A 24,913-nucleotide genomic window follows, 5' to 3' on the forward strand; every position below is an offset into this window, starting at 1 on the left:
ACCTTCGATTTTTCAGTGCGCGGCGGCATTGCCGTGCGTGACCGGCGCTTTCTGCGAGCGAGCCAGCAAGAGCGTGAGCACGGCCGAGAGCACGAGCAGCCCCGCGACGAAATAGAGCCCGCCGGCGAAACTGCCTGTCCGGTCTTTCATCCAGCCGATCATCGCGGGGCCGGCGAAGCCGCCGAGATTGCCGATCGAATTGATGGTGGCGATGCCCGTCGCGGCTGCGGCGCCGGAGAGGAACATCGTCGGCATGGTCCAGAGCGGCGGCTTCGCGCAACTGATGCCGATATTCACGAGCGTCAGCGCGGCAATGAGTCCGACGATGCTGTTGGCCACAGCCGCCACCACGAGACCGATCGCCGCCGCCACGCACGCCAGCACGACGTGCCAGGTGCGCTCGCCGGTGCGGTCGGAATGGCGCGACCAGAAGATCATCGCGACCACGGACACGACCGGCGGGATCGCGTTGAGCAGGCCCGTCGTCATCGACGAAACGCCGAGTTGCCGGATGATCTGCGGCGCCCAGATGCCGAGCGTGTAGAGCCCCGCCGACGTGCCGAAGTAGATCAGCGACAACGCCAGCACACGCGGATTCGCAAGGCCGCTGATGATGCCGTGCTTCGCGCCCGAGGTCGCGCGGCTCGCGGTTTCCACGTTCATCACGTTGACGAGCCACGCGCGCTCGTCGTCCTTCAGCCACTTCGCCTTTTCGGGCTTGTCGGTCATGTGGAAGAACACGACGACACCCAGAACGAGCGCGGGAATGGCTTCGAGAATGAACATCCATTGCCAGCCGCGCAGTCCCATTACGCCGTTCATTTCGAGCAACGCGGCGGAGAGTGGCGATCCGAGCGCGGTGGAGATCGGCGCGGCGGCCATGAAAAACGCCGTCACGCCCGCCCGATGCCGCGCCGGAAACCAGTAGCTGAGATACAGGATGATGCCGGGGAAGAAGCCCGCTTCGGCCGCGCCGAGCAGAAAGCGTATGACGTAGAAGCTCGTCGGTCCCTGGACGAAGGCCATCATCGCGGAAATGATGCCCCACGTGACCATCACGCGCGCGATCCACAGCCGCGCGCCGACCTTGTGCAGAACGATGTTGGAGGGCACTTCGAACATGAAGTAGCCCCAGAAGAAGATGCCCGCGCCGAAGCCGAGCATCGACGAGGTGAAGCCCAGGTCCGTCTTCATCGTGAGCGACGCGAAGCCGATGTTGACCCGGTCGATATAAGCGATGAAGTACAGCAGCATGATGAACGGCACGATGCGCCAGCTCACTTTGCGCAGGGTGCGTTTTTCCAGATCCATCTCCATGGAATGTCTCCTTGTTTCCGATGACCAACCGATGTCTTCAGTCGTCTGATGCGGCTTTGTTCTAGTGTCACCAAGGTTAAAACCGATGGAATCGCGTATGAATCGAACTAGACTTAATTCATCCTTGCAAAAAAATCACGAATAAACATGGACTCGGAACTGGGCTTCTTTTGCTTGCTGGTGAAGCAGGGCAGTCTCGCCGCCACCGCGCGCGAGTTGAATCTGACGCCGCCGGCGGTGTCGCGCCGGCTCTCGGCGATGGAAGATCGTCTCGGCGTGCGCCTGCTCAATCGCACGACGCGGCGGATCAGTCTGACGAGCGAAGGCGAGGTCTATTTCGCGAACGCGCAGCGCATCCTGAGCGACATCGACGATATGGAGCAGCTCGTTTCCAGCAGCCGCGCCGCGCCGAAAGGACTGCTGCGCGTCAATGCGCCGCTGGGATTCGGGCGCTCGTATATCGGTCCGTCGATTTCGGTGTTCAGTCAGCGTTTTCCCGATGTCGAAGTACAGTTGCATCTCACCGACCGGCCGATCAATCTGCCCGATGAAAGCATCGACGTCTCCGTGCGCTTCGGCGAGATGCCGGATTCGCGGCTGATCGCGAAGAAGATCGCGTCGAACCGGCGGCTGCTGGTGTCGTCGCCGGGGTATATCCGTGGCGCGGGCCAGCCTGTTCATCCGCATGACCTGACGCATCATCAGTGCATCGTGCTGCGGCAGAACGAATCCGCGTATGGCAACTGGCGGCTGACCCGCGCCGGACGCACGGAGACGATCAAGGTGCACGGCAAACTCAGCACCAACGACGGCGAAGTGGCGCTCAACTGGGCGCTCGAAGGGCACGGCATTCTGATGCGCGCGGAATGGGACATCGCCAAATATCTGCGCAGCGGCCGGCTGGTGCAGGTGCTGAGCGACTACGAGACGCCGCCCGCCGATATCTACGCCGTCTATCCCGAACGCCTGAATCTTTCCGCCAAGGTCGCGTGCTTCGTCGATCATCTGCGCGACTATCTTGGCCAGCATGCCGACGGCCCGGCGCGCGCCGGTTCGAACTGGTAGTTTTATTCATGCATAAAACTTAATAATGCTTTAAGTTTGACGCCGGTTTCCGCGTCCGGATGTGGGTAGAGTTCGATCACAGCCACACAACTGGAGGACGGAGACATGAAGACTTATCGCATCGCGACCATTCCCGGCGACGGCATCGGCAAGGAAGTCGTGCCGGCCGGACAGCAAGTGCTCGAAGCGCTTGCGAAGTCGAGCCAATCTTTTTCATTCGAATTCGAAAACTTCGATTGGGGCGCGGACTATTACCGCCAGCACGGCGTGATGATGCCCGCCGATGGCCTCGACGCGATCCGCGACAAGGACGCGATCCTGTTCGGCTCGGCGGGCGATCCGGACGTGCCCGATCACATCACGCTCTGGGGCCTGCGCCTGAAGATCTGCCAGGGACTCGACCAATATGCGAACGTGCGTCCGACGCGCATCCTGCCGGGCATCGACGCGCCGCTCAAGCGTTGCAAGCCGGAAGACCTGAACTGGGTGATCGTGCGCGAGAACTCGGAAGGCGAGTATTCGGGCGTCGGCGGCCGCGTGCATCAGGGCCATCCGATCGAAGCCGCAACCGATGTGTCGATCCTGACGCGCGCCGGTGTCGAACGCATCATGCGTTTTGCATTCAAGCTCGCGCAGTCACGCCCGCGCAAGCTGCTGACCGTCATCACGAAGAGCAACGCGCAACGTCACGCGATGGTGATGTGGGACGAGATCGCGCTGGAAATCTCGAAGGAGTTTCCGGACGTCAAATGGGACAAGGAACTCGTCGACGCATCGACGGCGCGCATGGTCAACCGTCCCGCATCGCTCGATACGATCGTCGCGACCAATCTGCACGCCGACATTCTCAGCGACCTCGCCGCCGCGCTCGCGGGCAGCCTCGGCATCGCGCCGACGGGCAACATCGATCCGGAGCGCCGCTATCCGTCGATGTTCGAGCCGATCCACGGTTCCGCGTTCGACATCATGGGCAAGGGCCTGGCGAATCCGGTCGGCACGTTCTGGTCCGTCGTGATGCTGCTCGAACATCTCGGCGAGTTCGACGCCGCGAAGCGCGTGATGCAGGCGATCGAAGCCGTGACCTCCGACAGGTCGCTGCACACGCGCGATCTCGGCGGCGTCGCGACCACCGCGCACGTGACCGATGCCGTGTGCGCGCTCATCGACACGAAAGCGGCCCACGCCGCCTGACAGGAGCCGCAGCCGGAGTAGACTGTTCTTTGCGGTGCGTTTGCCGCGAAAGGAGGTTGCGATGAGAATCGCCGAAATGTTCAAGCGCCCGAAGCGCGGCGCCACGGCTGCTCACGCCGGTGACGCGGAGCCTCATCACGAGGATCACGCGAAATCGGTGCAGAAGCAGGCGCGCAAGCTGTGGGACACGATCGGACGCAATCGCCACAAGAGCGCGAAGTGGTAGTAGCGAAGCGGGCCCGGGAACGAAAGTCCCGGGCCCGAAACGTTTTCAGGACATGATCCAGCTCGTGTGCGCGGTGAAGGCCGTCCCGAGCACGGCCGGCAAGTACGGATTGGGAACCGGCACCGACCTCCCGGCCACGGTCACGAGACCCAGCCGCTGGGCGACGGAAATGTGCGCGCCGATGTCCTGCGGAAACGCGAACGGTCCGCGCGGACCGGACGGACGCAGCGAGAAGGGCGGTTCCGTCCACGGCGAGTGCGCCTTGCCGAGAAAATCGGGCTGCAACTTCCACGGCGGCGCCTTGAGACGGACGCCGATCGACGGATCGGCGAGCCGGTTCAGCATCCATTCGCAGGCGATATCCGAGAGTCCCGATTCATCGTTCGGATAGCCGCCGCCCACATCGGCGTGCGCGCCGGCGAACAGCACCTGCGTGATGCCCGCGCGGCTGTCCCAGAGTGTCGGCGTGAAATCGCCGCGCTGCTCGTCGAGACTGATCGCGTGAACGCCGAACTTCACCTTCGGATTGAGCGCGGTATCGGCGAAGCGGAAGAGATCGACGGTCGAATCCTCGCTGTCGAGATAGAGCGGAATGCCGAGCGCACCCACCGTGTCCCATACGCCGATGGCCCGGATTTCATCGACGGGAATGGTGTCTTCGGGCTGCAGCGTCGTGAATGCGAGCGACGGCTCGAAATTGACGATCTTCTCCAGCAGGCTTTTCAGGCCGCCGCTGCTGGCATGTGCCGGCGGCCTCGCCTCGCGGTACTTGCGCCACGCGAGAATGCCCATGCGATACGCGAGCGCCTTGTCTTCGATGTCGTACCGGCTGGTATCGAGCAGGCCGACGCGCGCGATCATTCCGCCGAGCGCGCGCGCCGTGTATGCGCCGCGGCTGAAGCCCATCAGAATGATTCGATCGCCCGGTTTGTAGTTGCGCGATATGAAGGTATAGCCACGCACGATGCGCGCGATGATCCCGTCGCCGAATGCGCCGCCCACCAGTTTCGTGATGACGTTGCGCGAATCGCCCACGCCATGCAGATATTTGGCGACCTGTCCGTCAGGCCCAGGCTCCGCGATTTCCTGCTCGGAGGCGAGGAGCGTGGAGGCGGGATCGGGCTCGCCGGACAGCAGAAGAAATGCCTTGAATACGTTGGTGGTGTCCGGAATGCCGTCGTTGTCGTGATCGGTATCCGGACCGTTCCATGTTCCGTCCGCGCAGAAAATGATGTTCTTGCCCATGATGCACCTTCCTTTCCTTCGTGACGCCGCGAAACTCACTCAGTATTTGTTAGTTTCTTGCGGGTCGATCGGCAAGGCGCGCGTCGTCTGCCGGCGACGCTTTGGCTGAAAGAGCCTATGCGTCGGGCGGGGTTTGTTGCATTGCGTCAAAGGGAGGCTTCGTTCGACAGCGTTGGCCGGGGTTTTTCTTTAATGTTTCAGTGCAATTCAAGTCTCGGTTCCCGGGTGATCTCTTTTAGTTAACATAATGTTTATGATCGACGGTTTGTCTGTTGCCGCTAAGTTGTAATGTCCGCCAAATGCAAGCGACTCACGATCCGTAGCCTCCCAATTTGATTAGGAAACCAGAATGTCATCACGGGGCGACTACTAAAACCCATTCAAAACCCCACTACCACGCATTCAAACATTTAATTTGTCGATACTGACCGGTTCCTATATTTTCTACAGGTCCACCCACAACGACCACCCAACCCAACGCCGCAACCGCTTCAGGACGCGTTGAACCGGTCCCGAATCCTTGAGCCATTAGCATGTTCGACCGCGTTTTCGTCAATGCCATCGACGCCGATGGCAATCCGTTGAGCCTCGCGCGTCTTCACCGGCAACGACAACATCCAGGATGCCTGGTGGCCCTACGGCAACGGCGACATGCTGCAACGAGCGATGCTCATCGGTTATCGCTCCGGTTTCTATACTGATGATGAACTGCGTGTCGCGCTGCACATGGCGACCGACGCCGGCGCCGCCGTGCTCGGGCACGACGCTTACGGACTGAAGGCCGGTCACGACGCGAGCTTCGTCATCGTGAAAGCGCCCAACGCGCCCGCAGCCGTCGCCGCCGTGCCTTCGGAACGTGCGATCGTGCGCAGCGGCAAGTTCCGGGACGATGCGTCCCGCCTGCAATTCGAGTCCGGTAAAGCCGGACAACAACACGGCGTCGCCATCGGCGCGACGGCGTGAACCCTAACGGAGACTTACGATGTCAACCAGTACCTACTACGCGCCTCACGGCGGTCATCCATCACAGAAGGAACTGCTGACCGATCGCGCGATGTTCACCGAAGCGTACGCCGTCATCCCCAAAGGCGTGATGCGCGATATCGTCACCAGTCATCTGCCGTTCTGGGACAAGACGCGTCTGTGGGTGTTGGCGCGCCCGCTGTCGGGCTTTGCCGAAACGTTCTCGCAATACATCATGGAAGTGGCGTCCGGCGGCGGCAGCGAGCGTCCCGAGCAGGACCCGAACGCGGAAGGCGTGCTCTTCGTGGTCGAAGGCGAAATCGAAGTGACGCTGCAAGGCACGCTGCACGTGCTGAAGACCGGCGGCTATGCGTTCATTCCGCCCGGCACGAACTGGCAGTTGCGCAATCGTCATAAGGATACGGCCCGCTTCCACTGGGTCCGCAAGCACTATGAAGCCGTCGATGGCGTGCCGCTTCCCGAAGCCTTCGTGACGAACGAGCAGGACATCGAGCCGATCCCGATGCCCGGCACCGAAGGACGTTGGGTCACGACGCGCTTCGTCGATACGAACGACATGCGCCACGACATGCACGTGAACATCGTCACGTTCCAGCCCGGCGGCGTCATTCCGTTCGCGGAGACGCACGTGATGGAACATGGCCTTTACGTGCTGGAGGGCAAGGCGGTGTATCGGCTGAATCAGGACTGGGTCGAAGTGGAAGCCGGCGATTTCATGTGGCTGCGCGCATTCTGTCCGCAGGCGTGCTATGCAGGCGGGCCGAGCCGCTTCCGCTATCTGCTGTACAAGGACGTCAACCGGCACATGAAGCTGACGCTCAACGCGCCGCGTTGAACGTCCGCGAAACGGGCCGCAGCTTCAATAGTGGCTGCGCGCCCACAGCGTCGCCGGCGCATCCGGCAGTGCGATCCGCAACCTGCGTGACGCGTTCGAGTATCTCTCCTTCATCGACCGATAACACGCGGTAATCCTCCATCAGGATTTTTCCGGCGACCATCGTCATGCACACGTCGCCCGCATTCGCGAAGCACGTGACGCGATAGACCGCTATGTTCATCGGCATCAGATGCGGCTTGAACAGGTCGACGAGAATGATGTCGGCCTGCTTGCCCGCTTCGAGCGAACCGAGTTGCCGATCGAGCGACAACGCGCGGCGCCACCGCGCCATCGTCGATGACACGGCGCGTGATGACGCAGCCGTGCTCGATCAGTATGTCGACGTGTTCATGTTCGTTCATCACGCGAGCGCTCCGTCACGCGCAACGATGCGTCCGTTCGATACGACGAGCTTGCGCACCGGACGCGCCACGACCGCGTGCGCGACGCTCGCCGCATCGACCAGCACGAGGTCCGCACGCGCGCCGGCGCGCAGGCCGTAATCGGCGAAACCGCAGCCGCGCGCGGCGGCCTCGCTGACGCAATCGAACGCGATCATGAGATCGTCGTCGCGCCGCAGGTCGTAGCGCATGCCGATCAGCATCGCGCGTTCGAGCATGTCGGGAACGCCATACGGCGACCACGTGTCGCGAATGCCGTCGTTGCCGCCGAACATCGTGATGCCCTTCTTGCGGCACAGCTTGAGCGGCGGGACCGTGCGCGAAGGCGGCGCGCTCGTCAGCAGCGCCACGCGCCGATGGGCGATGCGATCCAGCAGCGCATCGCGTTCGCGCTCCGGCAGCGCGCCCAGACAAAACCCGTGACTGACGACCACCCTGCCCTGCATGCCCATCGTCTCGGCGCGGTCCAGCAGCAGTCTCAGCGTGAATGCGCCGATTTCACCGGGCTCGTGCAGATGAATATCGATCGGCTTGCCATGACGGTCCGCGAGCGCGAAGGTCGCATCGAGCGATGCGACGGGATCGCCGTCGATCAACGCGGGATCGAGCGCGCCGAGCACGTCGGCGCCTTCGGTGAGCGCGCTGCCGAGCAGTTCGACCGTGCCGGGACGAACCAGCATGCCCGACTGCGGAAACGCGACGATCTGCATTTCCAGCACGTCGTGCATCGTCTGCCGCGTCGCGAGCACGCCTTCGAGATGGCGCAGGCGCGCATCGGTATCGATGTCGACATGCGTGCGCAGTCGCGTCGTGCCCATCTGCACGAATGCGCGCGACAGCGCGAGCGATTGCGCGGCCGCGTCGTGGCCCGATGTCTTGCGCCACTCGCGTTCGTTGCTGATGCGATCGGTGAGCAGCGGGCCGACTTCGTTGCGATACCACGGACGGCCCCAGTTGCTCTTGTCGATATGCGTGTGACCTTCGACGAAGCCCGGCAGCAGCAACGCGCCGCCACCGTCTTCGAGATGCGCGCCGGGCGGCGCCGTGACGTGCGCGCCGATCGCTTCGATACGGCCATCGACGGACGATACGGAAACGAACTGGCCATCGGCCAGCCGGACATTGGAGAGATAGAGAGAGCGAGTCATGTTTGTCATGCTAGATGTTACGCGCGATCCTCCAGTTGTTCGACTGCGCTTTCTTCATGCTTGTCTCCGGGCATTTGTCGCGTCACGCGGCCTTTTTTCGCCTGCGTTCGAGCCTTTTTGTCTGACGTCGACGGGTGATGACTCGCCATTTGCATCGACGTTGGTTGATGTTATCCATCTCACTCTGCATTCAAAAATTAAATGTTCTAATGGACATCAGTTGGAAACCGAATGCCCAATACGCGCAGCGACCGTGCGATTGCCAGCGCAGGTCACGCGTGATAGAAGTCAGCATCCTTATTGAAAGATCGACCGGGTCGATGAAACACGTTCCCAAAGCACGTACACCGCTCTTCGACCTGGATCTGCTGAAGGCCATCGTCATGGTGGCCGATTGCGGCACCTTCACCGCGGCCTCCGCGCGGCTTCATTCGACGCAATCGACGGTGAGCCAGAAGGTGCGTCGGCTGGAAGAGATGGCGGGCCACAAGCTGCTCGAACGCGGCAGCCGCGACGTTCGGCCTACCGACGCCGGCGAAACCCTGCTCGCCTACGCGCGCCGCATGCTCGCGCTCAACGATGAAATGATCGAGGCGCTATCGGGCGCGAACGTGGGCCTGACGGTGCGTCTCGGCGTGCCGGAAGATTTCGTCGGCGGACCGACGACGCACATGCTCGCGGCGTTCAATCGCAAGCATCCGCAGGTGAAGCTCGAAGTGACGAGCGGACTGAGCCGCGATCTCAGCAACAGTTACGATCGCGGCGATCTCGATCTGGTGCTCGTGAAGCAGCGGCGCAATAGCCGCGAAGCGGTCGCGAGCTGGCCGGAGCAACTGAGATGGATCGACAGCGCGAAGAATCCGTCGATCGACCTCGATCCGATTCCGCTCGTCGCGTTTCCGCCGCGCGGGCTGTATCGCGACGACATGACCAACGCGATCGAAAGCATCGGACGGCGCTGGCGGCTGAGTTTCATCAGTTCGAGTCTGAGCGGCATCCAGGCGGCCGTCGCCGATGGTCTCGGAATCAGTCTGCTTCCGGCGCGCGCCGTGTCGCCGGAACACGTCGTGTTGACGACGAAAAGCGGGCTGCCGGCGATCGAGACGATGGATATCGCGCTGCTGCATCGGCCGACCGCCGATGCCGTCGTCAAGGAACTCGCGCGGGCCTTGTCGCGAATGTTCGGGCCGCAGCGTCGCTAGCGGCTGTATATAAAGTTGTTTGCGCGAGAGACCATTAGTTGCGTGTCTATTTCACCCAGCCGCGCTCGATGAGCGGCACGTCCCACGCCGGTTCCGGGCCCAGCCGCTCGGCGAGAAACTCGACCAGCGCTTTCACCTTGAGCCCCTGACGTTGCGTCGCCGGATAGACGGCGGCGAAGTTCATCGGCGAGAGCGCGTAGTCCGGGAGAATCGGCACGAGCGAGCCATCCAGCAGCGACGCGCTCGCGACCAGCGTCGGCAGGCACACGATCCCGCCGCCCGTCAGCGCGTAGTCGTGCAGCAAGTGAACGGAATTCGAGCGGACGATGCCGGGCAATTCGATTTCGACGACCTCTTCGCCGCGCGTCATCGTCCAGCGATTGCGCGACGGATAGCCCGAATAGAGCGCCGTCCTGTGCTCGAGCAAGTCGCGCGGATGCCGCGGCGCGCCATGCGCGTTCAGATACGAAGGCGCGGCGCAAAACAAGCGGCGGACGGTGAAGAGACGCCGCTCGACGAGCGATTCGGAGATCGGCGGGAAAATCTGGAACGCGACATCGAAACCTTCCTCGATCGGATCGACAACGCGGTCATTGACGATCACATCGAGCTGAATGCCCGGATACCGGCGATTGAACTCGGCAAGCGATGCGCCGAAGTGACCGAGCGCGAAGCCGGGCAGCATCTGGATGCGAAGGCGCCCGGTCGGCGTCGCGCGCAACTCGCGCATCTGGTCGGTCAGCTCGTTGACGCGCCCCACCACTTCGGCGCAGTCCCGATAGAACGCCTCGCCGACATCGGAAAGCCGCACATGCCGCGTGCTGCGGTGAAACAACGGCACGTTGAGGAACTTCTCCAGTTGCTGGATGCGCGTGGTGACCACCGAACTGGCGACCCCGAGCTGGCGCGCCGCCTCTGCGAAGCTGCTGGTCTCCGCGACCCGCACGAAGGCCTCGATGCTGAGAAAACGATCCATGCTGGTCCCTTTCGATGGCGTCCAGCATGTCAGTTTATCCGCTGCGTGCAGGCGCGCTTACTCGGGCTGCCCGACTCCGTTGAGTTCGATCGCTCGCGCATTCCGGCGCAGCTTGGCGGGCGCGGTTTCTTCGAGCAGCAGGCTCACGCCGATCCCGAGCAGCACCGCGCAGATCGGCAGCCAGAGAATATTATGGATTCCGAATCGTGTTGCGACGAATCCCGCGAGCGCCGGCGCCACGCCGCCGCCGAAGATTTCGCCCGCGCCAACGACGATGCCGATCGCCGTCGATATCATGCCGACGGGCGCCGCTTCCGTCGCGACCGGCCCGGAGAGCAGCGAAACGAGGCCCAGCGTGAAGAAGGACGCGACGAACAGCACGACGAACAGGATCAGCGGCTGTGCGCCGACGCCGCGAAACACGTACAGCATGACCGCCGTCCCCGCGAACCCGACGATGCTGGCGAGCCGCCGCCCGACCAGATCGGAGAGCCCCGGCAAACCGAACTGGCCGACGAAGCCGCCAAAGCCGATCGCCGACACCACGATGCCCATGCGCTGCGTGTCCAGCGCGAGGTATTCGGTGAGATAAAGCGGCAGCATCGCGCCCAGCACGAAGACGCCGGTCATCGCGCAGAACAGCGCGATCATCGCGACGCGAATGTTGCGGCGCTTCAGCACGTCGCGCCAGTTGCCCCGCGCGACCGGCGCCTGCCGTTCCACGGACGCCGGCTCGATCGCGCGCGGCTCGCGGATCACGAAGAACATCAGCAGCCCGAGAATCAGGCCGGGAATGGAGACGAGCGCGAAGACCCAGCGCCACGAGACCACGTTGAGCAGTTGCGTCGCGATGATCGGCGAAAGCGCGAGCCCGAAGAGCGCGAAGCCGCTTTGCTGAAGCCCGAGATTGAAGCCGCGCCGCTTCGGATGAGAAGCGTCGGCGGTCGCGGCGAAGCTCGTCGGGCAGAACGAGCCTTCGGCGACGCCCATCAGCGCCCGCACGGCGAGCAGACTGGCGAGACCGCCCGCGACGCCCGAGAAGCCGGACAACAGGGAGAACGCGATGATCGCGGGAACCAGCACCTTGCGCCGGCCGATCTTGTCGGAGATGCCGCCCATCAGCGCGGCGAACACGCCCCATGAGAGACCCAATATGCCGATGCAGTTGCCGACGTCCTGCGCGGTGAGATGCAGGTCCTTCATGATCGCCGGGAACAGCGGCGCGATCAGCCACCGGTCGAGGCCCACGAGGCCGAATCCGAGCGCCAGCAGCGTCACGGCTTTCCATTCGTAGGACGTATCCCACCGTTTCGAGGTCATCTTTGTCTCCTGAGTCAGAATCGCGGGCCGCTTCGTCGAAGCTCGGCATCGTCGATGGAACAAAGGGTGGCCCAGACGCGTTCTGAAAAGAACGGGCGAACCGGCGAATGCGTCATTTGCGATATGCGAACAATGGCGCGGCCGCAGGCGTCGCCGGGCTTGGGCGATGCAGGTCGAGCGGATTTCGGCCGAACTAGGGATACTTCGGATGGACGGTCCGAATCAAAGGAATACGCACCATGAAACGACTATCGATGCTCTCCGCACTGGCGCTCGCGCTGGCCGGCTGCGCCGCGGGCGGCATGCAGCAAAGCACGACGAACCTGAGCGCAACGCAATGCCGCGATCTCACCGCGCTCAAAAATCACGCGCCGCCCTCGCGCGAGCGCAACCTGAGCGAACTCGCGGCGCTGGAGCGGGCGGGCTACGACCCGTCGAAGTGGTACGACCCGTACTATCCGGACGACCTGCACGCGGCGCAGCGTCAGGTGGATCGCTGGTATCAGGCGGAGTGTCCGCAGGCGCGCGCGGATTGAGGCGGGAAGCCTGCCGATATAATCGGCATTCCTTCCAACGAGGTTATCGCATGAAATCAGTCATCGCTTTGCTCGCAGCATCGGCCATCGCATCGAGCGCGTTCGCCGCCAACGCCGTCGACAAACTGCCGTCGGGTGTCGTCGTCGAACACATCAAACAGGGCACGGGCCCACAACCGAAAGCCGACGACACCGTGAGCGTCAACTATCGCGGCACGCTCGCCAACGGCACCGAGTTCGACAGTTCGAGCAAGCACGGCGGCCCCGCGACCTTCCCGCTCAACCGCGTGATTCCGTGCTGGACGCAAGGCGTGCAGAAGATCAAGGTCGGCGGCAAGGCGAAGTTGACGTGCCCCGCAGCAACGGCTTACGGCGATCGCGGCGTCGGCGCGATCCCGCCGAACAGCGACCTGACGTTCGAGGTCGAGCTGCTCGAAATCAAGAAGTAATCGGGCGCCGCGCGCTTGCGGGCGAGGCGCTTGTCTAGGCGGCCTCGTCCCGCAACTGCGCGAGCGACGCGCGTTGCTTGCCGCTCGCGTCGAAGTTGTCGTCGGCGAGCCAGCGCTCGAATGCGCGTCGAACGCGCGGCCAGTCCTCGTCGATGATCGCGTACCAGGCCGTGTCGCGATTACGTCCCTTGTAGACGATCGCCTGCCTGAAGATGCCTTCGAATTCGAAGCCGAGCCGAAGCGCCGTCTTTCGCGACGGCGCGTTCAGGCTGTCGCATTTCCATTCGTAGCGGCGATACCCCAGCTCGTCGAAGACATAACGCATCAACAGATATTGCGCTTCGGTCGATATGCGCGTCTGTTTGAGCAACGGCGAAAACGTGACGCTGCCCATTTCGATGACGCCATGCACGGGCTCGATGCGCATCAGCGCGAGCGTGCCGACCGCCTTGCCGCTCGCGGAATCGACGACGGTGTAGTGAAGCGGATCGGCGGACGCGGCGGCCTTCGTCAGATAGTCGCGGAACACGTCGAAGTCCGTGAACGGTCCGACGAAGAGATACGTCCAGTCACGGCCATCCTGCGCCTGCGCGTAGGCGTCGAAGAGATCGGCGGCGTGGCGATCCACGTCGAGCGGCTCGATGCGGCAATGCCTTCCATCGATGCCGATGCGCGCGGGCCGTTCGCGCGGCGTCCAGTCCGTGACCGCTTCGCCTATGAGTTGCTGATACTCGTTGGTTCTCGTCATGCGTGAAGGCACTCCGGTTGCGCTAAAAGGGATGAGTTCACAGTCTAAAACCTCGGCCATCAAAACGGACTGATTCTGAAATTTCAGAACGGCGCGCGCCCGACCGGTTCCGTCAAATAAAAATCGTCATGAAATCAGCGACTTGACGTGTCGCATCGGCGCGTCTCTCTTGGCACGGCCCTTGCCTTGTACCAGGCATAGACCCCGCCGCGAACGCCTTTCGCGGCCGAGGGCCAGCCAACAACGGAGACGACATCTTGATCCTGCCATTGCCTCGGCGCACATCCGCATTCTTCCGATAGCCGGCGGCCCCCGCTTTCCCCGACACGACACCCCCAATCATCCGCCCGGCGCGGCGCGGGACACGCGCGCCCGCCGTCCGGATTGCAGCACCCGCATCACCCAAACAGCAAGGAGACATTCGTGCACATCACATCTCAAAGCGCGCCGCACGACGAGGCGCAACCAGCATCGACGAACAAGGAACGCTTCTGGCCCGAAGGCTGGTGGAAGCTGATGGAAACGCGCATCGGCATCATTCCGCTGCCGGTGTATCTGCTGCTGCTCGCCCTGATCACGGGATTCGCCGTGACGGGCAAGGTGCCGGGCGAAATCTCGATGGCGATCGCCGTGCTCGCCTTCTTCGGCTTCACGTGCGCCGAGATCGGCAAGCGCATGCCGCTCGTGCGCAACATCGGCGCGGCGGCGATCTTCGCGACGTTCATACCGTCGGCGCTCACTTACTATCACCTGCTGCCGAAGCCGATCCTCAATCTCACGACCGAGTTCACGAAGCAGACGAACTTTCTCTATCTCTTCATCGCGTCGATCATCGTCGGCAGCATTCTGAGCATGGACCGGCGCGTGCTCATCAAAGGCTTCATCAAGATCTTCATTCCGCTCGCGGTCGGCTCGATCGCGGCGGCGATCGTGGGCACGCTGGTCGGCACGGCGCTCGGGCTCGGCGCGCGTCACACGTTGCTCTATATCGTCGTGCCGATCATGGCGGGCGGCGTCGGCGAGGGCGCGATTCCGCTTTCGATCGGCTATTCGGAGATCATGCATCTGCCGCAAGGCGAGCTCTTCGCGCAGGTGTTGCCGCCCGTGATGCTCGGCAGCCTCACCGCGATCGTGCTGTCCGGCATGCTCGACATGGTGGGCCGCCGCTTTCCGCATCTGACGGGCCAGGGCCGTCTGCAGGTCGGCGAGCAGGACGAGATGGACCCGGTGAAGGAAGAGATCAGCGGACATATCGACGTGACGCACATCGCGGCGGCGGGCATCACGGCGATCACGCTGTATCTGCTCGGCCTGATGTGCAGAAACATGTTCGGCCTGCCCGCGCCGGTGGCCATGCTGTTCCTCGCGGTGCTGGTGAAGCTCGCGCGGGCGGTGTCGCCGCAGCTTCAGGAAGGCGCGTTCGTGGTGTACAAGTTCTTCTCGACGGCGGTGACCTATCCGCTGCTGTTCGCGATCGGCGTGGCGATGACGCCCTGGGACAAGCTGATGGCGGCGTTCACGGTGGCGAACATCGTGACCATCGTCGTCACGGTCGCAACCCTCATGTGCACGGGCTTCGTGGTCGGACGGCTGATGAAGATGTACCCTATCGACACCGCGATCGTGAATGCCTGCCACAGCGGCCAGGGCGGCACGGGCGACGTGGCGATCCTGACGGCCGCCAACCGGATGACACTGATGCCCTTCGCGCAGATCGCGACGCGCATCGGCGGTGCGATCGTCGTCACCTTGACCTTGCTGGTGCTGGCGCATTTCGGATGACCGTGTATGACGATGTCGGGCGTTCCCCTGTGGGCATTGGCGGCAAGCCTGGTGCTCTATCTGGCCACAGCGGCCGCCGCCGTGGAAGTCGCCTGGCATCGCGGCGTGGACGCACTGACGGAAGCGGGCGCGCATCGGCTGGATCTGTACGCCGCGAGTCTCAGGAGCGAGCTGGGGCGCTATGAGATCCTTCCCGCGATCGCCGCGCGCCAGGACAGCATCAAGGCGCTGCTCGAAGCGCCGCCCGGCGCGCGGCGCGCGCTCCTTCCCGCCGTCAACGGCTATCTGCAAGCGGTCAACGACGACGCGGGCAGCGTCGCGGTGGATGTCATCGACCTGAATGGCGACGTCATTGCCGCGAGCAACTGGAATCAGCGGGTGAGCTTCGTCGGAACGAACGTCGCGTATCGCCCGTATTTCACCGATTCGATCGCGGGCGGCAGCGGCCGCTTCTTCGGCATCGGCACGAACACCGGCCAGCCGGGGCTGTACTTCGCGAGCGCGGTGCGCGGCGCGGGCAAAGTGCTCGGCGCGACGGCCGTCAAGATCAGCGTCGATCCGCTCGAATCCGCGTGGCGCGTGCCGAACGAAGCCGCGATGGTCGTCGACGGCAACGGCGTCGTCGTCATCTCGACCGTGCCCGCGTGGAAGTTCACCGCGCTCGCGCCTATCGCCGCGAACCGGCAGGAGCAGATTCAGGCATCGCGCCAGTATGCGGGCCGCAAGGTCGACAACCTCGGCTACGAACGGCTCGACGACTGGCGCAGCGGCGCGTGGTTCGCGCGCCTGCCCGACTGGACGCATCCCGGCCGCGCGCGGCGCTATCTCGTGATGTCGCGCAGCGCGCCGCAAGCGGGCGACGCGATCATGGTCGCCCTCGATCTCTCGACGGCGCGGCGTCAGCAGCAGCTCGCCTTCGCGTTCGTGACGGGCGCATTCCTGATCGCGGGACTCTACGGGCTCTATGCCGTGCAGCGGCGGCGCGTGATCGTCGAACGGCTGAAGGCGCAGGACGCATTGCAACGCGCGAACGACCGCCTCGAAGCGACCGTGCAGCAGCGCACGGCGGCGCTGCAACAGGAGATCGAAGAACGCGTGCTCACCGAGCAGAAGCTGCGCGATTCGCAACAGGAACTCGTGCACGCCGGCAAGCTCGCCGTGCTCGGACAGATGGCCGCCGGCCTGACGCACGAAATCAATCAGCCGCTCGTCGCCATTCGCACGCTGTGCGACAACGCGCGCACGTTCTTCGAGCGCGGCCAGCCCGCGCAGGCCATCGCCAATCTGGAGCGCGTGGGCAAGCTCGTCGGGAATATGGCGCAGCTCACGGCGGAGCTGAAGGCGTTCGCGAGAAAGCCCGAGACGAACACCGTTCCGGTCGCGCTCGGCGACGCCGTCGCCCATGCGCGGCTCATGTACGACGCGCGTATCCGCGACGAACGTGTGCATTTCGATATCGACATCGCGCCGGATGCCATCGTGGAGGCCGAGCCGGGGCGTCTGCAACAGGTGATCGTCAACCTGCTGGGCAATGCGCTCGATTCGCTCGCCGGACGCGACACGCCGCGCATTCGCGTCGGCGCGAGCCGGGCCGGCGATCCCGCGCGCGTGAACTTCTTCATCGCCGACAACGGGCCCGGCATCGATCCGCACGTACTCGCGCACTTGTTCGAACCGTTCGTGACGACCAAGCCGAGCGGACATGGCCTCGGGCTCGGACTCGCGATCACGTCGCGCATCGTCGAGGGCTTCGGCGCGCGGATCGCGGCTGTCAATCTCGAAGGCGGTGGCGCACAATTCACCATCGAATTCGTAGCGGCGAACGGCAGGAGCGCTGACAGTGACTAAAAGCCCGATACGGCAAACAAGCGACGACATCCGCGTGGTGATCGTCGAGGACGACGAGAACGTGCGTCTCGGCGTCGAACAGGCGGTGGCGCTCGCGGGCTTCCCGGTGGAATCGCATGCATCGGCGGCGAGCGCGCTGGCCGCGGCCGTGCCCGGCACGCCCGTCGTGTTCGTTTCGGATCTGCGCATGCCCGGCATGGACGGCATGCAACTGCTGCAACACGTGCTCGCGGTCGATGCGCAGATTCCCGTCGTGCTCATCAGCGGCCACGCGGACATTTCGACGGCGGTCGGCGCGATGCGCGTCGGCGCCTATGACTTCATCGAGAAGCCGTTCTCGTCGGAGCAGATCGCCGGATGCGTCGCGCGGGCCGTCGAGAAGCGCCGGCTCACGCTGGAAGTCGAAGGCTTGCGCGCCGCGCTGCAAAACGGGCGCGGCATCGAGGCGCTCGTGCTCGGCAAGTCGCCGGCCATCGCCGACGTGCGCAAGAAGATCCTGCGGCTCGCGGACACGTCGGTGTCGGTGCTCATCACGGGCGAGACGGGCACCGGCAAGGAACTCATCGCGCGGGCGCTGCATGACTACGGACGCCGGCGCGCGCATCACTTCGTCGCGCTCAATTGCGGCGGACTGCCCGAGCAGCTTTTCGAGAGCGAGCTATTCGGTCATGAAGCGGGCGCGTTCACCGGCGCGACGAAGAACCGCGTCGGCAAGATCGAATGGAGCGACGGCGGCACGCTCTTTCTCGACGAGATCGAGACCATGCCAATCGCGCTGCAGATCAAGCTCTTGCGCGTGTTGCAGGAACGGCGCGTGGAACGGCTCGGCACGAATGAATCGATTGCCGTCGATTGCCGCGTGGTCGCGGCGTCCAAGACCGATCTCGCGCAGCTTGCTTCCGAAGGACGCTTTCGCGCCGATTTGCTGTATCGGCTGAACGTCGCGCTGATCGACCTGCCGCCTCTTCGCGAGCGTCGTGAAGACGTGCCGCTGCTCTTCGAACATTTCGTGCTCGCGGCGGCGCAGCGCTTCGGCCAGGATGCGCCGACGGTCACGGCCGCGCAGGTGTCCGAACTGACCGCGCATCAATGGCCGGGCAACGTGCGCGAACTGCAGAACGTCGCCGATCGCTTCGTGCTCGGCCTCGCGGGCGACCAGTTGATTCCTTCCGGCGACCGGCCGCGCGGCGGAGCGCCGCTGAACGAGCAGCTTGCGTATATCGAGCGCGTGCTGATCGACGACATGCTTCGGCGTCACAACGGCAACGTCGGCGCGGCGAGCGAGGCGCTCGGCATGCCGCGCAAGACGCTGTATCACAAGCTGCGGCAGTTCAACATCTCCGCGCGCGATGCCCAGCCGGAGCGCGAGGACGACTAGCGCGAAGCCGTGCCCGGCTTCACGGTGCCATCGGGTTGCGGGACTTCGATCGGCTTGACCTCGACGGGCGCGGTGCCTTCCTTCTTGATGCCGAGCTTGTCCGCGGTTTGCGGCGATACATCGACGATGCGGTCCTTCACATACGGGCCGCGATCGCGGATCTGCACCACTTCGCTGTTGCCGTTCTCGAGATTCGTGACCCGCGCCTTGGTGCCGAGCGGGAGCGTCTTGCTGGCTGCGGAGTCGGATTGCGGATTCATCCGCGTGCCGTCGGCCATTTTTTTCTTGTAGAACTTATGGCCGTAGTACGAGGCCTCGCCCTTGCGCGGTTTGCCGCTTCGGTCGATGCCGCGCTCATGCGTGGACTTGGCCTTTGCGTGAGGGTCGCTCGCGGACGCCGGATACACCGTGCTCAAGCAGCACGACAGGATCATGCATACGAATGCGCGAAGCCGCTTCATGTTCGTTTCCTCTCGAACTCGACATCTCCTCTGCTTCGAGTAGCAGTAATCGATCCGTTTCCGTCTGTTCATATGCCAAGCGTTGGGTCTGCACACGCCGGACGACAACTTGTATAGTGCGAGAGCCTATGAACTGTTGATCACGGGAACCCTATGAACCAGAAGAACAAAAGGCGTCTCTTGTTGGCGGGCGGCATTGCGGCGGCGGCGCTATGCGTGAGCGGATGCACGACGACGGGTCCATCGTCCGGTGAAACCGCCGCCGGCACGGCCGACCGCGATCGCGCCATCGACGCCGCCGTCGATGCAACGTTGCAGCGGCTCTATGTGTCCGTGAACGGATCGCGCGAACTCGTGAGCAAGGCGCGCGGCGTGCTCGTTTTTCCCCGCGTGATCGCGGCGGGCTTCTGGCTCGGCGCGCAATACGGCGAAGGCGCGCTGCGTGTGAATGGTCGAACCGACGGCTACTACAGCACGGCGGGCGGTTCGTTCGGCTTGCAGATCGGCGCTCAGTCGAAGGCGCTGATCTACGTGTTCCTGACCGACGACGCGCTCGCGCAGTTCCGCCGGCGCGACGGCTGGGCAGTCGGCACCGACGCGACCGTCGCGGTGATGAAGCTGGGCGCCAACGGCCAGCTCGATACGACGACGGCGACCAATCCTGTCGAGGTTTTCGTGCTGACGAATGCCGGGCTCATGGCGGGCGTGTCGCTCGAAGGAACGAAGGTCAGCCGGTTGAGCCCGTGATCCGCCGATAAAGGCGCCTACAGATCCTTCACGAGACGAAGCGCATCGTAGATGGCGGCGTGCGTGTTGCGCGCCGACACCGCATCGCCGATCCTGAAAAGCTGAAAGCGCCCTTCCGGATTTCGTTCGACGACTTGCGGCTTGCCGTCGATGAGCCGGTCGTAATCGACCGCGCCGAGGTTCGACGACAAAGGCTTCAGCTCGAAGTACAGTTCGTCCATCGGAATCGTGCCGTGATTGACGACGATCTGATCGTGGCGCTGCTCCTTCTTCACGCCGCCATAGTCGCTGCCGATCGTCGCGACCAGTTCGCCGCCTTCGCGCCGGACGGATTCGAGGCGGAACGTCACCGTGAACGTCGTCGCGAGCTTCTGCAGCGAGCGCATGTAGGGCACGAGATTCATGCTCATGACTTCGGGCGAGAACGAGCGGTCGGGCGTCATCACTTCCACTTTGCCGCCGGCCTGCGCGATCGTTTCGGCGGCCTGCAGCGCGGCGTGATCGCCTGCATCGTCGAAGATCAATACGTTCGCGCCGGGCTTCACATCGCCGGAAATGATGTCCCACGACGAGACGACGTGCTCGTTGCCTTCGCTGCAAATCTCCGTGTGCGGCATACCGCCGGTCGCGACGATCACCACGTCCGGATGCTCCGCGAGCACCGTGTCGTTGTCGGCCCACGTGTTGAACTTGAACCGCACGCCGAGCCGTTCGCACTGCGCCATGCGCCAGTCGATGATGCCTATCATCTCCTTGCGGCGAACGTTCTGCGCGGTCAGGCGAATCTGGCCGCCGGGATCGTTCATCGCTTCGAGCACGACGACATCGTGCCCGCGCTCGCCCGCGACGCGCGCCGCTTCGAGACCCGCCGGCCCCGCGCCCACGATCACGATCCTGCGCTTCGTCGCGGCGGGCTCGATCGTGTGCGGCATCTCCAGTTCGCGGCCCGTCGCAGCGTTGTGGATGCACAGCGCCATGCCGCCCTGATAGATGCGGTCGAGGCAGTAATTCGCGCCCACGCAAGGCCGGATATCGTCTTCCCTGCGCTCGATGATCTTGCGCACGATATGCGGATCGGTCATGTGCGCGCGCGTCATGCCGACCATGTCGATCTTGCCCGACTCGATCGCATGGCGCGCGGTCGCGACGTCCTGAATGCGCGCCGCATGGAACGTGGGGAAGTCCGTCGCTCGCCGTATTTCGCCCGCGAAATCGAGGTGCGGGGCGCTCTTCATGCCCATGATCGGAATGACGTCGGTGAGCGCGGCGTCGGTTTCCAGATGCCCGCGAACCACATTGAGGAAATCGACGAGACCGCTGTTTTTCAGGCGCTTCGAAATCTCGATGCCTTCTTCCTTCGTGATGCCGCCCGCCATCATTTCATCGGCCGTATAGCGAATGCCGAGAAGAAAGCGCTCGCCGACGCGCCCGCGCATCGCGCGCAGCACGTCGAACGTGAAGCGCATGCGGTTCTCCAGCGAGCCGCCATACGGACCTTCGAGCGTGTTCGTCAGCGGCGACCAGAACTGGTCCATCAAGTGACCATAGGACTCGATTTCCAGCCCGTCGAGGCCGGCTGCTTTCATGCGCTCCGCCGCATCCGCGAAATCGCGAACGATACGTTCGATATCCCATTCCTCCAGTTTCTTGGGGAAAGCCCGGTGCGCGGGCTCGCGATTGTGCGACGGCGAGACGGCGGGAAGCCAGTCGCCTTTGTCCCAGCGCGTGCGCCGGCCGAGATGCGTCAACTGGATCATGACCTTCGCGCCGTGCTCGTGGCATTCGTCGACGAGATCCTTCATCCACGGCACGACTTCGTCCTTGTACGCGAGGATGTTGTTGAAGACCGGCGGACTGTCCTTTGACACCGCCGCGGAGCCCGCCGTCATTGTCAGCGCGATGCCCGCCTTCGCCCTTTCGACGTGATACGCGCGATAGCGCTCCTTCGGCAGCCCGTCCTCGGCGTACGCCGGCTCATGCGACGTCGTCATGATCCGGTTGCGAAAAGTAAGGTGTTTCAGCGTGTACGGCTGCAGCAACGGATCCGTGGACATGAATGCCTCATCGAAGCGAGTGGGGACGAAACGCCTGTTGTGAACCAAGAGTAGAAGTTATGTACACATGTGTCAAGTAGGGAGACAATGGTGTACAGTGAACGGATTGAATCCGGAAAAAAATGAAATGGACGAGACGCTCGACGTGGTGCGCGGCTCCGCCGACATGTGGCTGGACGCGGCGTTCGAAGGCCTTCTCGAAGGCGGCGTGGAGGCTGTTCGCATCCTGCCGCTCGCAAAAAAGCTGAATCTTTCGCGAACGAGTTTCTACTGGTTCTTCAAGGATCGCGAGGAACTGCTTGCCGCCCTGCTCGACCGATGGAAAGAGAAGAACACGGGCAACTGGATCGCACGCACGGAGGCTTACGCGGACAGCGTGTGCGAAGCGATGCTGAACGTCTTCGACTGCTGGTTCGACGACACGATTTTCGACTCGCGCTTCGAGGCTGCGATCCGCAACTGGGCGCAGCAGTCGCCGGACATCGCGCAACGGATGGCTCAGGACGATGCGCAGCGCATCGCCGCGCTGACGGCGCTATTCGAGCGATTCGACTATGAGCCGCGCGCCGCGGATGTTCGCGCGCGCGTCGCCTATTTCACGCAGGCCGGCTATGTGTCGACGAAGCCCGACGAAGACATGTCCGTTCGCATGATGCGCATTCCGGAGTACGTCGAAGTCTTCACGGGCGTGCGGCCGAAGAAGCACGAGCTTCAGCGCTTCTACTCGCGGCGCGGGTTCGAGTTCGAATTCGAGTGAGCGTGTTCCTTCGGAGTCAGTTGCTCGAACACATGCTCGCAGGCGGCTTGCCATGCCGCATTGGCGCCGAGTTTTTGCAGCACATCGAGGCCTTGCGCCGTATAAGTGCCCGCCGTCGCGATGGACGAACCGATTTCCCCAATCTCCGATGACGACTTGTATCGCGAGTACGCCACGCAATCTTCGACGCCACTGAGCACCAGTTGTCTCGCGTCTTCGGGTGCGAAGCCTTTCTGAACGAACCATTGCTGAAGGTCGTGAAGCAGGAAGTAGAACCATCCGTTCATGCATGCGCCGACGGTGGCGAGTTCGAATTCGCGTTCGGTCGCGAGCGGTACGGGATTGCCCAGCGCCGCGAGCAGTGGCGCCATCGCTGAATCGGCGGGATAAATCGCGACCGTCGAGCGATTGATCTCCGCAGCGAGAGACAGCATCGCGCGCGTGCATTCGCGGGCGCCGAACATCCGCTGCAAATCGCCGGCCGGCACGCCGCTGACGACGGAAATGAGCGGAACGTCCGGCTTCAACCTGATCTCCTGCGCGAGTTCGTCGAGTTGTCCCGGACGAACGCCGATGAGCACGACATCGGCGGCATCCGCGACTTCCTGGTTATCGCGCATCAGCTTGCAGCCGATATCTCTGGCGAGACTTTCCGCCCGCGCGCGGCTTCTGGGCGAGAGAAGAAACGTCGCGTCGCTGCTGGCGCGATGCCATCCTCGAATCATCTTCTCGGTCAGATCGCCGACGCCGAGCACTCCGAGCTTGATCATGCGCTTGCTTTCTCCTCGCTGAAGCCTGAGTTGTCGAACCGAATATCGTGCAGATGGCGCACATTGCACGAAGCACTATATCCGTATGCGCGCCTGGCCGCTTCCGCTGCACGGATCCGAATCGGCGCATAGACTGGCGCGAACGATATTCGGAGTGACTTCATGAGCGAACAGCGGATTCGAGAAGCGCTGAATGCGCACTGGCTCGCATCGGCGAATGGCGACCTCGACGCCGAGCACGATATCTACGATGACGATGCCACATGCGACTATCCGCAATCGGGTGAACGTATCCGCGGACGGACGAATTTGCAGGCATTGCGGGGACATCATCCGGACAAGCCATCCGGTTTCGATGTCAAACGCATTCAGGGCGAAGGCAATCTGTGGATCACGGAATACATGATCTCGTATCAGGGGCAGGCGGCCTATACGGTCAGCATCATGGAATTCCGCGATGGCAAGGTGATTCACGAAACCCAATATTTTTCTTATCCATTCGAAGCACCGGCCTGGCGAAGTCAGTGGGTTCAGCGAATGAATTGACAGGCGAATGTCTGTGTCTCGCCGACAGCAAGCCTTCGAACTGTCGTTCGCGAGCCGTCGCGTTACACCGCTGCGTGTCCGCATAAATCGGCTCAAAGCCCATGAACAAAGACTTCCGCGCTCATTGGCACGCCGCGTGCAAATGTACGAATGGCGATAGACACGTCGTCATTCACTTTACTTTTGCCAGGAGACCCGCCATGACCAATTTGACCATCAACGATCTGCCTCGCGTCGATACCCTCGACCGCGATACGATGTCCGCCGTGCGCGGCGGCATCGCGTACGTGACCCTGCCGCCGGGCAACGAGAACACGCTTCCCGGATTGCCCTCGCTGCCGGCGTCGTGGCCCACCGCCGCCGCGATCCTGAAGGAACTGAACCTTCCGCTGCCGTTGCATGTTGCGCCGCAACCCGCGACGCAGGACCCTCGTCTGCTTTGAGCACGGGCCGGGGCCGACTCGACGCGCCTTCATCGTTCGAAATAGATCGCAATCCAGACGGTCTGCTCTTCGGCATGCGTCCACGCCACGCGATGCCGGCAATGCGGCTCGATTAAAACGTAGTCGCCCGGACGCATGTCGTGCCGCGTCGAGTTCTCTTCGAATTCGAGCACGGCCGCGCCCGATAGCAACGCGACCCATTCGGCGCGCGGGTCGTCGTACCAGAATCCTGCGGGGCTCGCGTGCCCCATCGACACGATGCGCTCCACGTTCAGGCGCTGCCCCGTGACGAGCATGTCGATCCGCTCTTCGATGCCGCGCTTCGCTTCGATACCGAACAGGTTTCCCGTTTGCAGTTGCATGGATCGACCTCGCGTCTGGGTTCGAATTCAACTTCGCTGCGTCATTGCCGTTATACAGGGTCAGCGTGTCCGTCAATCTC

24 protein-coding genes and 2 pseudogenes are annotated in these 24,913 nt (G+C 63.3%); 15 read left to right on the forward strand and 11 right to left on the reverse strand.

Features of this window, described 5'->3' with window-relative positions; all coding sequences use genetic code 11:
• Positions 1 to 12 precede the first annotated feature (12 nt).
• Complete coding sequence (locus NOV72_RS22095) at positions 13 to 1,317, reverse strand: MFS transporter (protein WP_106856698.1); 1,305 nt, start codon at positions 1,315 to 1,317, stop codon at positions 13 to 15.
• Between the two features lie 141 nt (positions 1,318 to 1,458).
• On the opposite strand from NOV72_RS22095, the gene NOV72_RS22100 reads away from it, so the two are divergent.
• From NOV72_RS22100 to NOV72_RS32430, 3 genes are all read left to right on the forward strand, one after another.
• Positions 1,459 to 2,382 carry a LysR family transcriptional regulator gene (locus NOV72_RS22100; RefSeq protein ID WP_106856699.1) on the forward strand — a complete coding sequence of 308 codons (924 nt, stop codon included), beginning with the start codon at positions 1,459 to 1,461 and terminating at the stop codon, positions 2,380 to 2,382.
• A 105-nt stretch (positions 2,383 to 2,487) separates the two neighbouring features.
• Entirely contained in the window at positions 2,488 to 3,573 is a 1,086-nt protein-coding gene (locus NOV72_RS22105; protein ID WP_106856700.1) for a tartrate dehydrogenase, read from the forward strand.
• A gap of 61 nt (positions 3,574 to 3,634) precedes the next feature.
• A complete protein-coding gene (locus tag NOV72_RS32430) occupies positions 3,635 to 3,799 on the forward strand; it encodes a hypothetical protein (protein WP_181291141.1) in 165 nt (54 codons plus the stop codon).
• Positions 3,800 to 3,844: 45 nt separating this feature from the next.
• Here NOV72_RS32430 and NOV72_RS22110 read toward each other — a convergent pair whose 3' ends face one another.
• Complete coding sequence (locus NOV72_RS22110; protein WP_106856701.1) at positions 3,845 to 5,044, reverse strand: DUF2235 domain-containing protein; 1,200 nt, start codon at positions 5,042 to 5,044, stop codon at positions 3,845 to 3,847.
• 594 nt (positions 5,045 to 5,638) lie between these two features.
• Between NOV72_RS22110 and NOV72_RS22115 the strand changes: the two are divergent.
• Both NOV72_RS22115 and NOV72_RS22120 read left to right on the forward strand, forming a co-directional pair.
• Positions 5,639 to 6,007: pseudogene (locus NOV72_RS22115) on the forward strand (amidohydrolase family protein); the annotation flags it as partial.
• A gap of 19 nt (positions 6,008 to 6,026) precedes the next feature.
• Entirely contained in the window at positions 6,027 to 6,863 is an 837-nt protein-coding gene (locus NOV72_RS22120) for a bifunctional allantoicase/(S)-ureidoglycine aminohydrolase (protein ID WP_106856702.1), read from the forward strand.
• On the opposite strand, the gene NOV72_RS22125 is transcribed toward NOV72_RS22120, so the two are convergent.
• Together NOV72_RS22125 and NOV72_RS22130 are read right to left on the reverse strand one after the other, a co-directional pair.
• On the reverse strand, positions 6,847 to 7,197 hold the full coding sequence (locus NOV72_RS22125; protein ID WP_245933126.1) for an amidohydrolase family protein: 351 nt from the start codon (positions 7,195 to 7,197) through the stop codon (positions 6,847 to 6,849). The two genes, NOV72_RS22120 and NOV72_RS22125, sit on opposite strands and share 17 nt — an antisense overlap.
• A gap of 69 nt (positions 7,198 to 7,266) precedes the next feature.
• The gene (locus NOV72_RS22130; RefSeq protein ID WP_106856703.1) at positions 7,267 to 8,454 is read right to left on the reverse strand and encodes an amidohydrolase family protein; all 1,188 of its coding nucleotides are present in this window, start codon (positions 8,452 to 8,454) and stop codon (positions 7,267 to 7,269) included.
• Positions 8,455 to 8,774: 320 nt separating this feature from the next.
• On the opposite strand from NOV72_RS22130, the gene NOV72_RS22135 reads away from it, so the two are divergent.
• Positions 8,775 to 9,656, forward strand: a complete 882-nt coding sequence (locus NOV72_RS22135) for a LysR family transcriptional regulator (protein ID WP_106856704.1) — start codon at positions 8,775 to 8,777, stop codon at positions 9,654 to 9,656.
• A 46-nt stretch (positions 9,657 to 9,702) separates the two neighbouring features.
• Here the strand turns inward: NOV72_RS22135 and NOV72_RS22140 are convergent, their stop codons facing one another.
• A complete protein-coding gene (locus tag NOV72_RS22140; protein ID WP_106856705.1) occupies positions 9,703 to 10,632 on the reverse strand; it encodes a LysR family transcriptional regulator in 930 nt (309 codons plus the stop codon).
• 57 nt (positions 10,633 to 10,689) lie between these two features.
• On the reverse strand, positions 10,690 to 11,952 hold the full coding sequence (locus NOV72_RS22145) for an MFS transporter (protein ID WP_106856706.1): 1,263 nt from the start codon (positions 11,950 to 11,952) through the stop codon (positions 10,690 to 10,692).
• 239 nt (positions 11,953 to 12,191) lie between these two features.
• On the opposite strand from NOV72_RS22145, the gene NOV72_RS22150 reads away from it, so the two are divergent.
• Both NOV72_RS22150 and NOV72_RS22155 read left to right on the forward strand, forming a co-directional pair.
• Complete coding sequence (locus NOV72_RS22150) at positions 12,192 to 12,488, forward strand: DUF4148 domain-containing protein (RefSeq protein WP_106856707.1); 297 nt, start codon at positions 12,192 to 12,194, stop codon at positions 12,486 to 12,488.
• A gap of 50 nt (positions 12,489 to 12,538) precedes the next feature.
• Positions 12,539 to 12,937, forward strand: a complete 399-nt coding sequence (locus NOV72_RS22155) for an FKBP-type peptidyl-prolyl cis-trans isomerase (RefSeq protein ID WP_106856708.1) — start codon at positions 12,539 to 12,541, stop codon at positions 12,935 to 12,937.
• Positions 12,938 to 12,974: 37 nt separating this feature from the next.
• Here NOV72_RS22155 and NOV72_RS22160 read toward each other — a convergent pair.
• Positions 12,975 to 13,685 (reverse strand): annotated as a pseudogene (locus NOV72_RS22160) (GNAT family N-acetyltransferase); the annotation flags it as partial.
• A 423-nt stretch (positions 13,686 to 14,108) separates the two neighbouring features.
• Here NOV72_RS22160 and NOV72_RS22165 point away from each other — a divergent pair.
• From NOV72_RS22165 to NOV72_RS22175, 3 genes are read left to right on the forward strand one after another with little or no spacing between them, the layout of a single operon-like run.
• Positions 14,109 to 15,467, forward strand: a complete 1,359-nt coding sequence (locus tag NOV72_RS22165; RefSeq protein WP_245933127.1) for a 2-hydroxycarboxylate transporter family protein — start codon at positions 14,109 to 14,111, stop codon at positions 15,465 to 15,467.
• 6 nt (positions 15,468 to 15,473) lie between these two features.
• Positions 15,474 to 17,315, forward strand: coding sequence for a sensor histidine kinase (locus NOV72_RS22170; RefSeq protein ID WP_106856710.1), 1,842 nt, complete (start codon positions 15,474 to 15,476; stop codon positions 17,313 to 17,315).
• Positions 17,308 to 18,693 carry a sigma-54-dependent transcriptional regulator gene (locus NOV72_RS22175; protein WP_245933128.1) on the forward strand — a complete coding sequence of 462 codons (1,386 nt, stop codon included), beginning with the start codon at positions 17,308 to 17,310 and terminating at the stop codon, positions 18,691 to 18,693. Before NOV72_RS22170 ends, NOV72_RS22175 begins: the two co-directional genes overlap by 8 nt.
• On the opposite strand, the gene NOV72_RS22180 is transcribed toward NOV72_RS22175, so the two are convergent.
• The gene (locus NOV72_RS22180; RefSeq protein ID WP_106856711.1) at positions 18,690 to 19,154 is read right to left on the reverse strand and encodes a septal ring lytic transglycosylase RlpA family protein; all 465 of its coding nucleotides are present in this window, start codon (positions 19,152 to 19,154) and stop codon (positions 18,690 to 18,692) included. The two genes, NOV72_RS22175 and NOV72_RS22180, sit on opposite strands and share 4 nt — an antisense overlap.
• A gap of 153 nt (positions 19,155 to 19,307) precedes the next feature.
• Here NOV72_RS22180 and NOV72_RS22185 point away from each other — a divergent pair, with 153 nt between their 5' ends.
• Positions 19,308 to 19,901 (forward strand): BPSL1445 family SYLF domain-containing lipoprotein, encoded by a 594-nt coding sequence (locus NOV72_RS22185; protein WP_106856712.1) that lies wholly within the window; start codon positions 19,308 to 19,310, stop codon positions 19,899 to 19,901.
• Positions 19,902 to 19,918: 17 nt separating this feature from the next.
• On the opposite strand, the gene NOV72_RS22190 is transcribed toward NOV72_RS22185, so the two are convergent.
• Positions 19,919 to 21,955 carry an NADH:flavin oxidoreductase gene (locus tag NOV72_RS22190; protein WP_106856713.1) on the reverse strand — a complete coding sequence of 679 codons (2,037 nt, stop codon included), beginning with the start codon at positions 21,953 to 21,955 and terminating at the stop codon, positions 19,919 to 19,921.
• A 127-nt stretch (positions 21,956 to 22,082) separates the two neighbouring features.
• Between NOV72_RS22190 and NOV72_RS22195 the strand changes: the two genes are divergently transcribed.
• Positions 22,083 to 22,712 (forward strand): TetR/AcrR family transcriptional regulator, encoded by a 630-nt coding sequence (locus NOV72_RS22195; protein ID WP_106856714.1) that lies wholly within the window; start codon positions 22,083 to 22,085, stop codon positions 22,710 to 22,712.
• Here NOV72_RS22195 and NOV72_RS22200 read toward each other — a convergent pair.
• Complete coding sequence (locus tag NOV72_RS22200; RefSeq protein ID WP_106856715.1) at positions 22,676 to 23,482, reverse strand: NAD(P)-binding domain-containing protein; 807 nt, start codon at positions 23,480 to 23,482, stop codon at positions 22,676 to 22,678. The two genes, NOV72_RS22195 and NOV72_RS22200, sit on opposite strands and share 37 nt — an antisense overlap.
• A gap of 162 nt (positions 23,483 to 23,644) precedes the next feature.
• Here NOV72_RS22200 and NOV72_RS22205 point away from each other — a divergent pair, with 162 nt between their 5' ends.
• Together NOV72_RS22205 and NOV72_RS22210 are read left to right on the forward strand one after the other, a co-directional pair.
• Positions 23,645 to 24,028, forward strand: coding sequence for a nuclear transport factor 2 family protein (locus NOV72_RS22205; RefSeq protein ID WP_106856716.1), 384 nt, complete (start codon positions 23,645 to 23,647; stop codon positions 24,026 to 24,028).
• Between the two features lie 200 nt (positions 24,029 to 24,228).
• The gene (locus NOV72_RS22210; RefSeq protein WP_106856717.1) at positions 24,229 to 24,471 is read left to right on the forward strand and encodes a hypothetical protein; all 243 of its coding nucleotides are present in this window, start codon (positions 24,229 to 24,231) and stop codon (positions 24,469 to 24,471) included.
• A 29-nt stretch (positions 24,472 to 24,500) separates the two neighbouring features.
• On the opposite strand, the gene NOV72_RS22215 is transcribed toward NOV72_RS22210, so the two are convergent.
• Positions 24,501 to 24,833, reverse strand: a complete 333-nt coding sequence (locus NOV72_RS22215; RefSeq protein WP_106856718.1) for a cupin domain-containing protein — start codon at positions 24,831 to 24,833, stop codon at positions 24,501 to 24,503.
• Between the last annotated feature and the right edge of the window lie 80 nt (positions 24,834 to 24,913).

This window comes from Caballeronia novacaledonica, from assembly GCF_900258035.1.
In the GTDB taxonomy this organism is placed as follows: Bacteria; Pseudomonadota; Gammaproteobacteria; order Burkholderiales; family Burkholderiaceae; genus Caballeronia; species Caballeronia novacaledonica.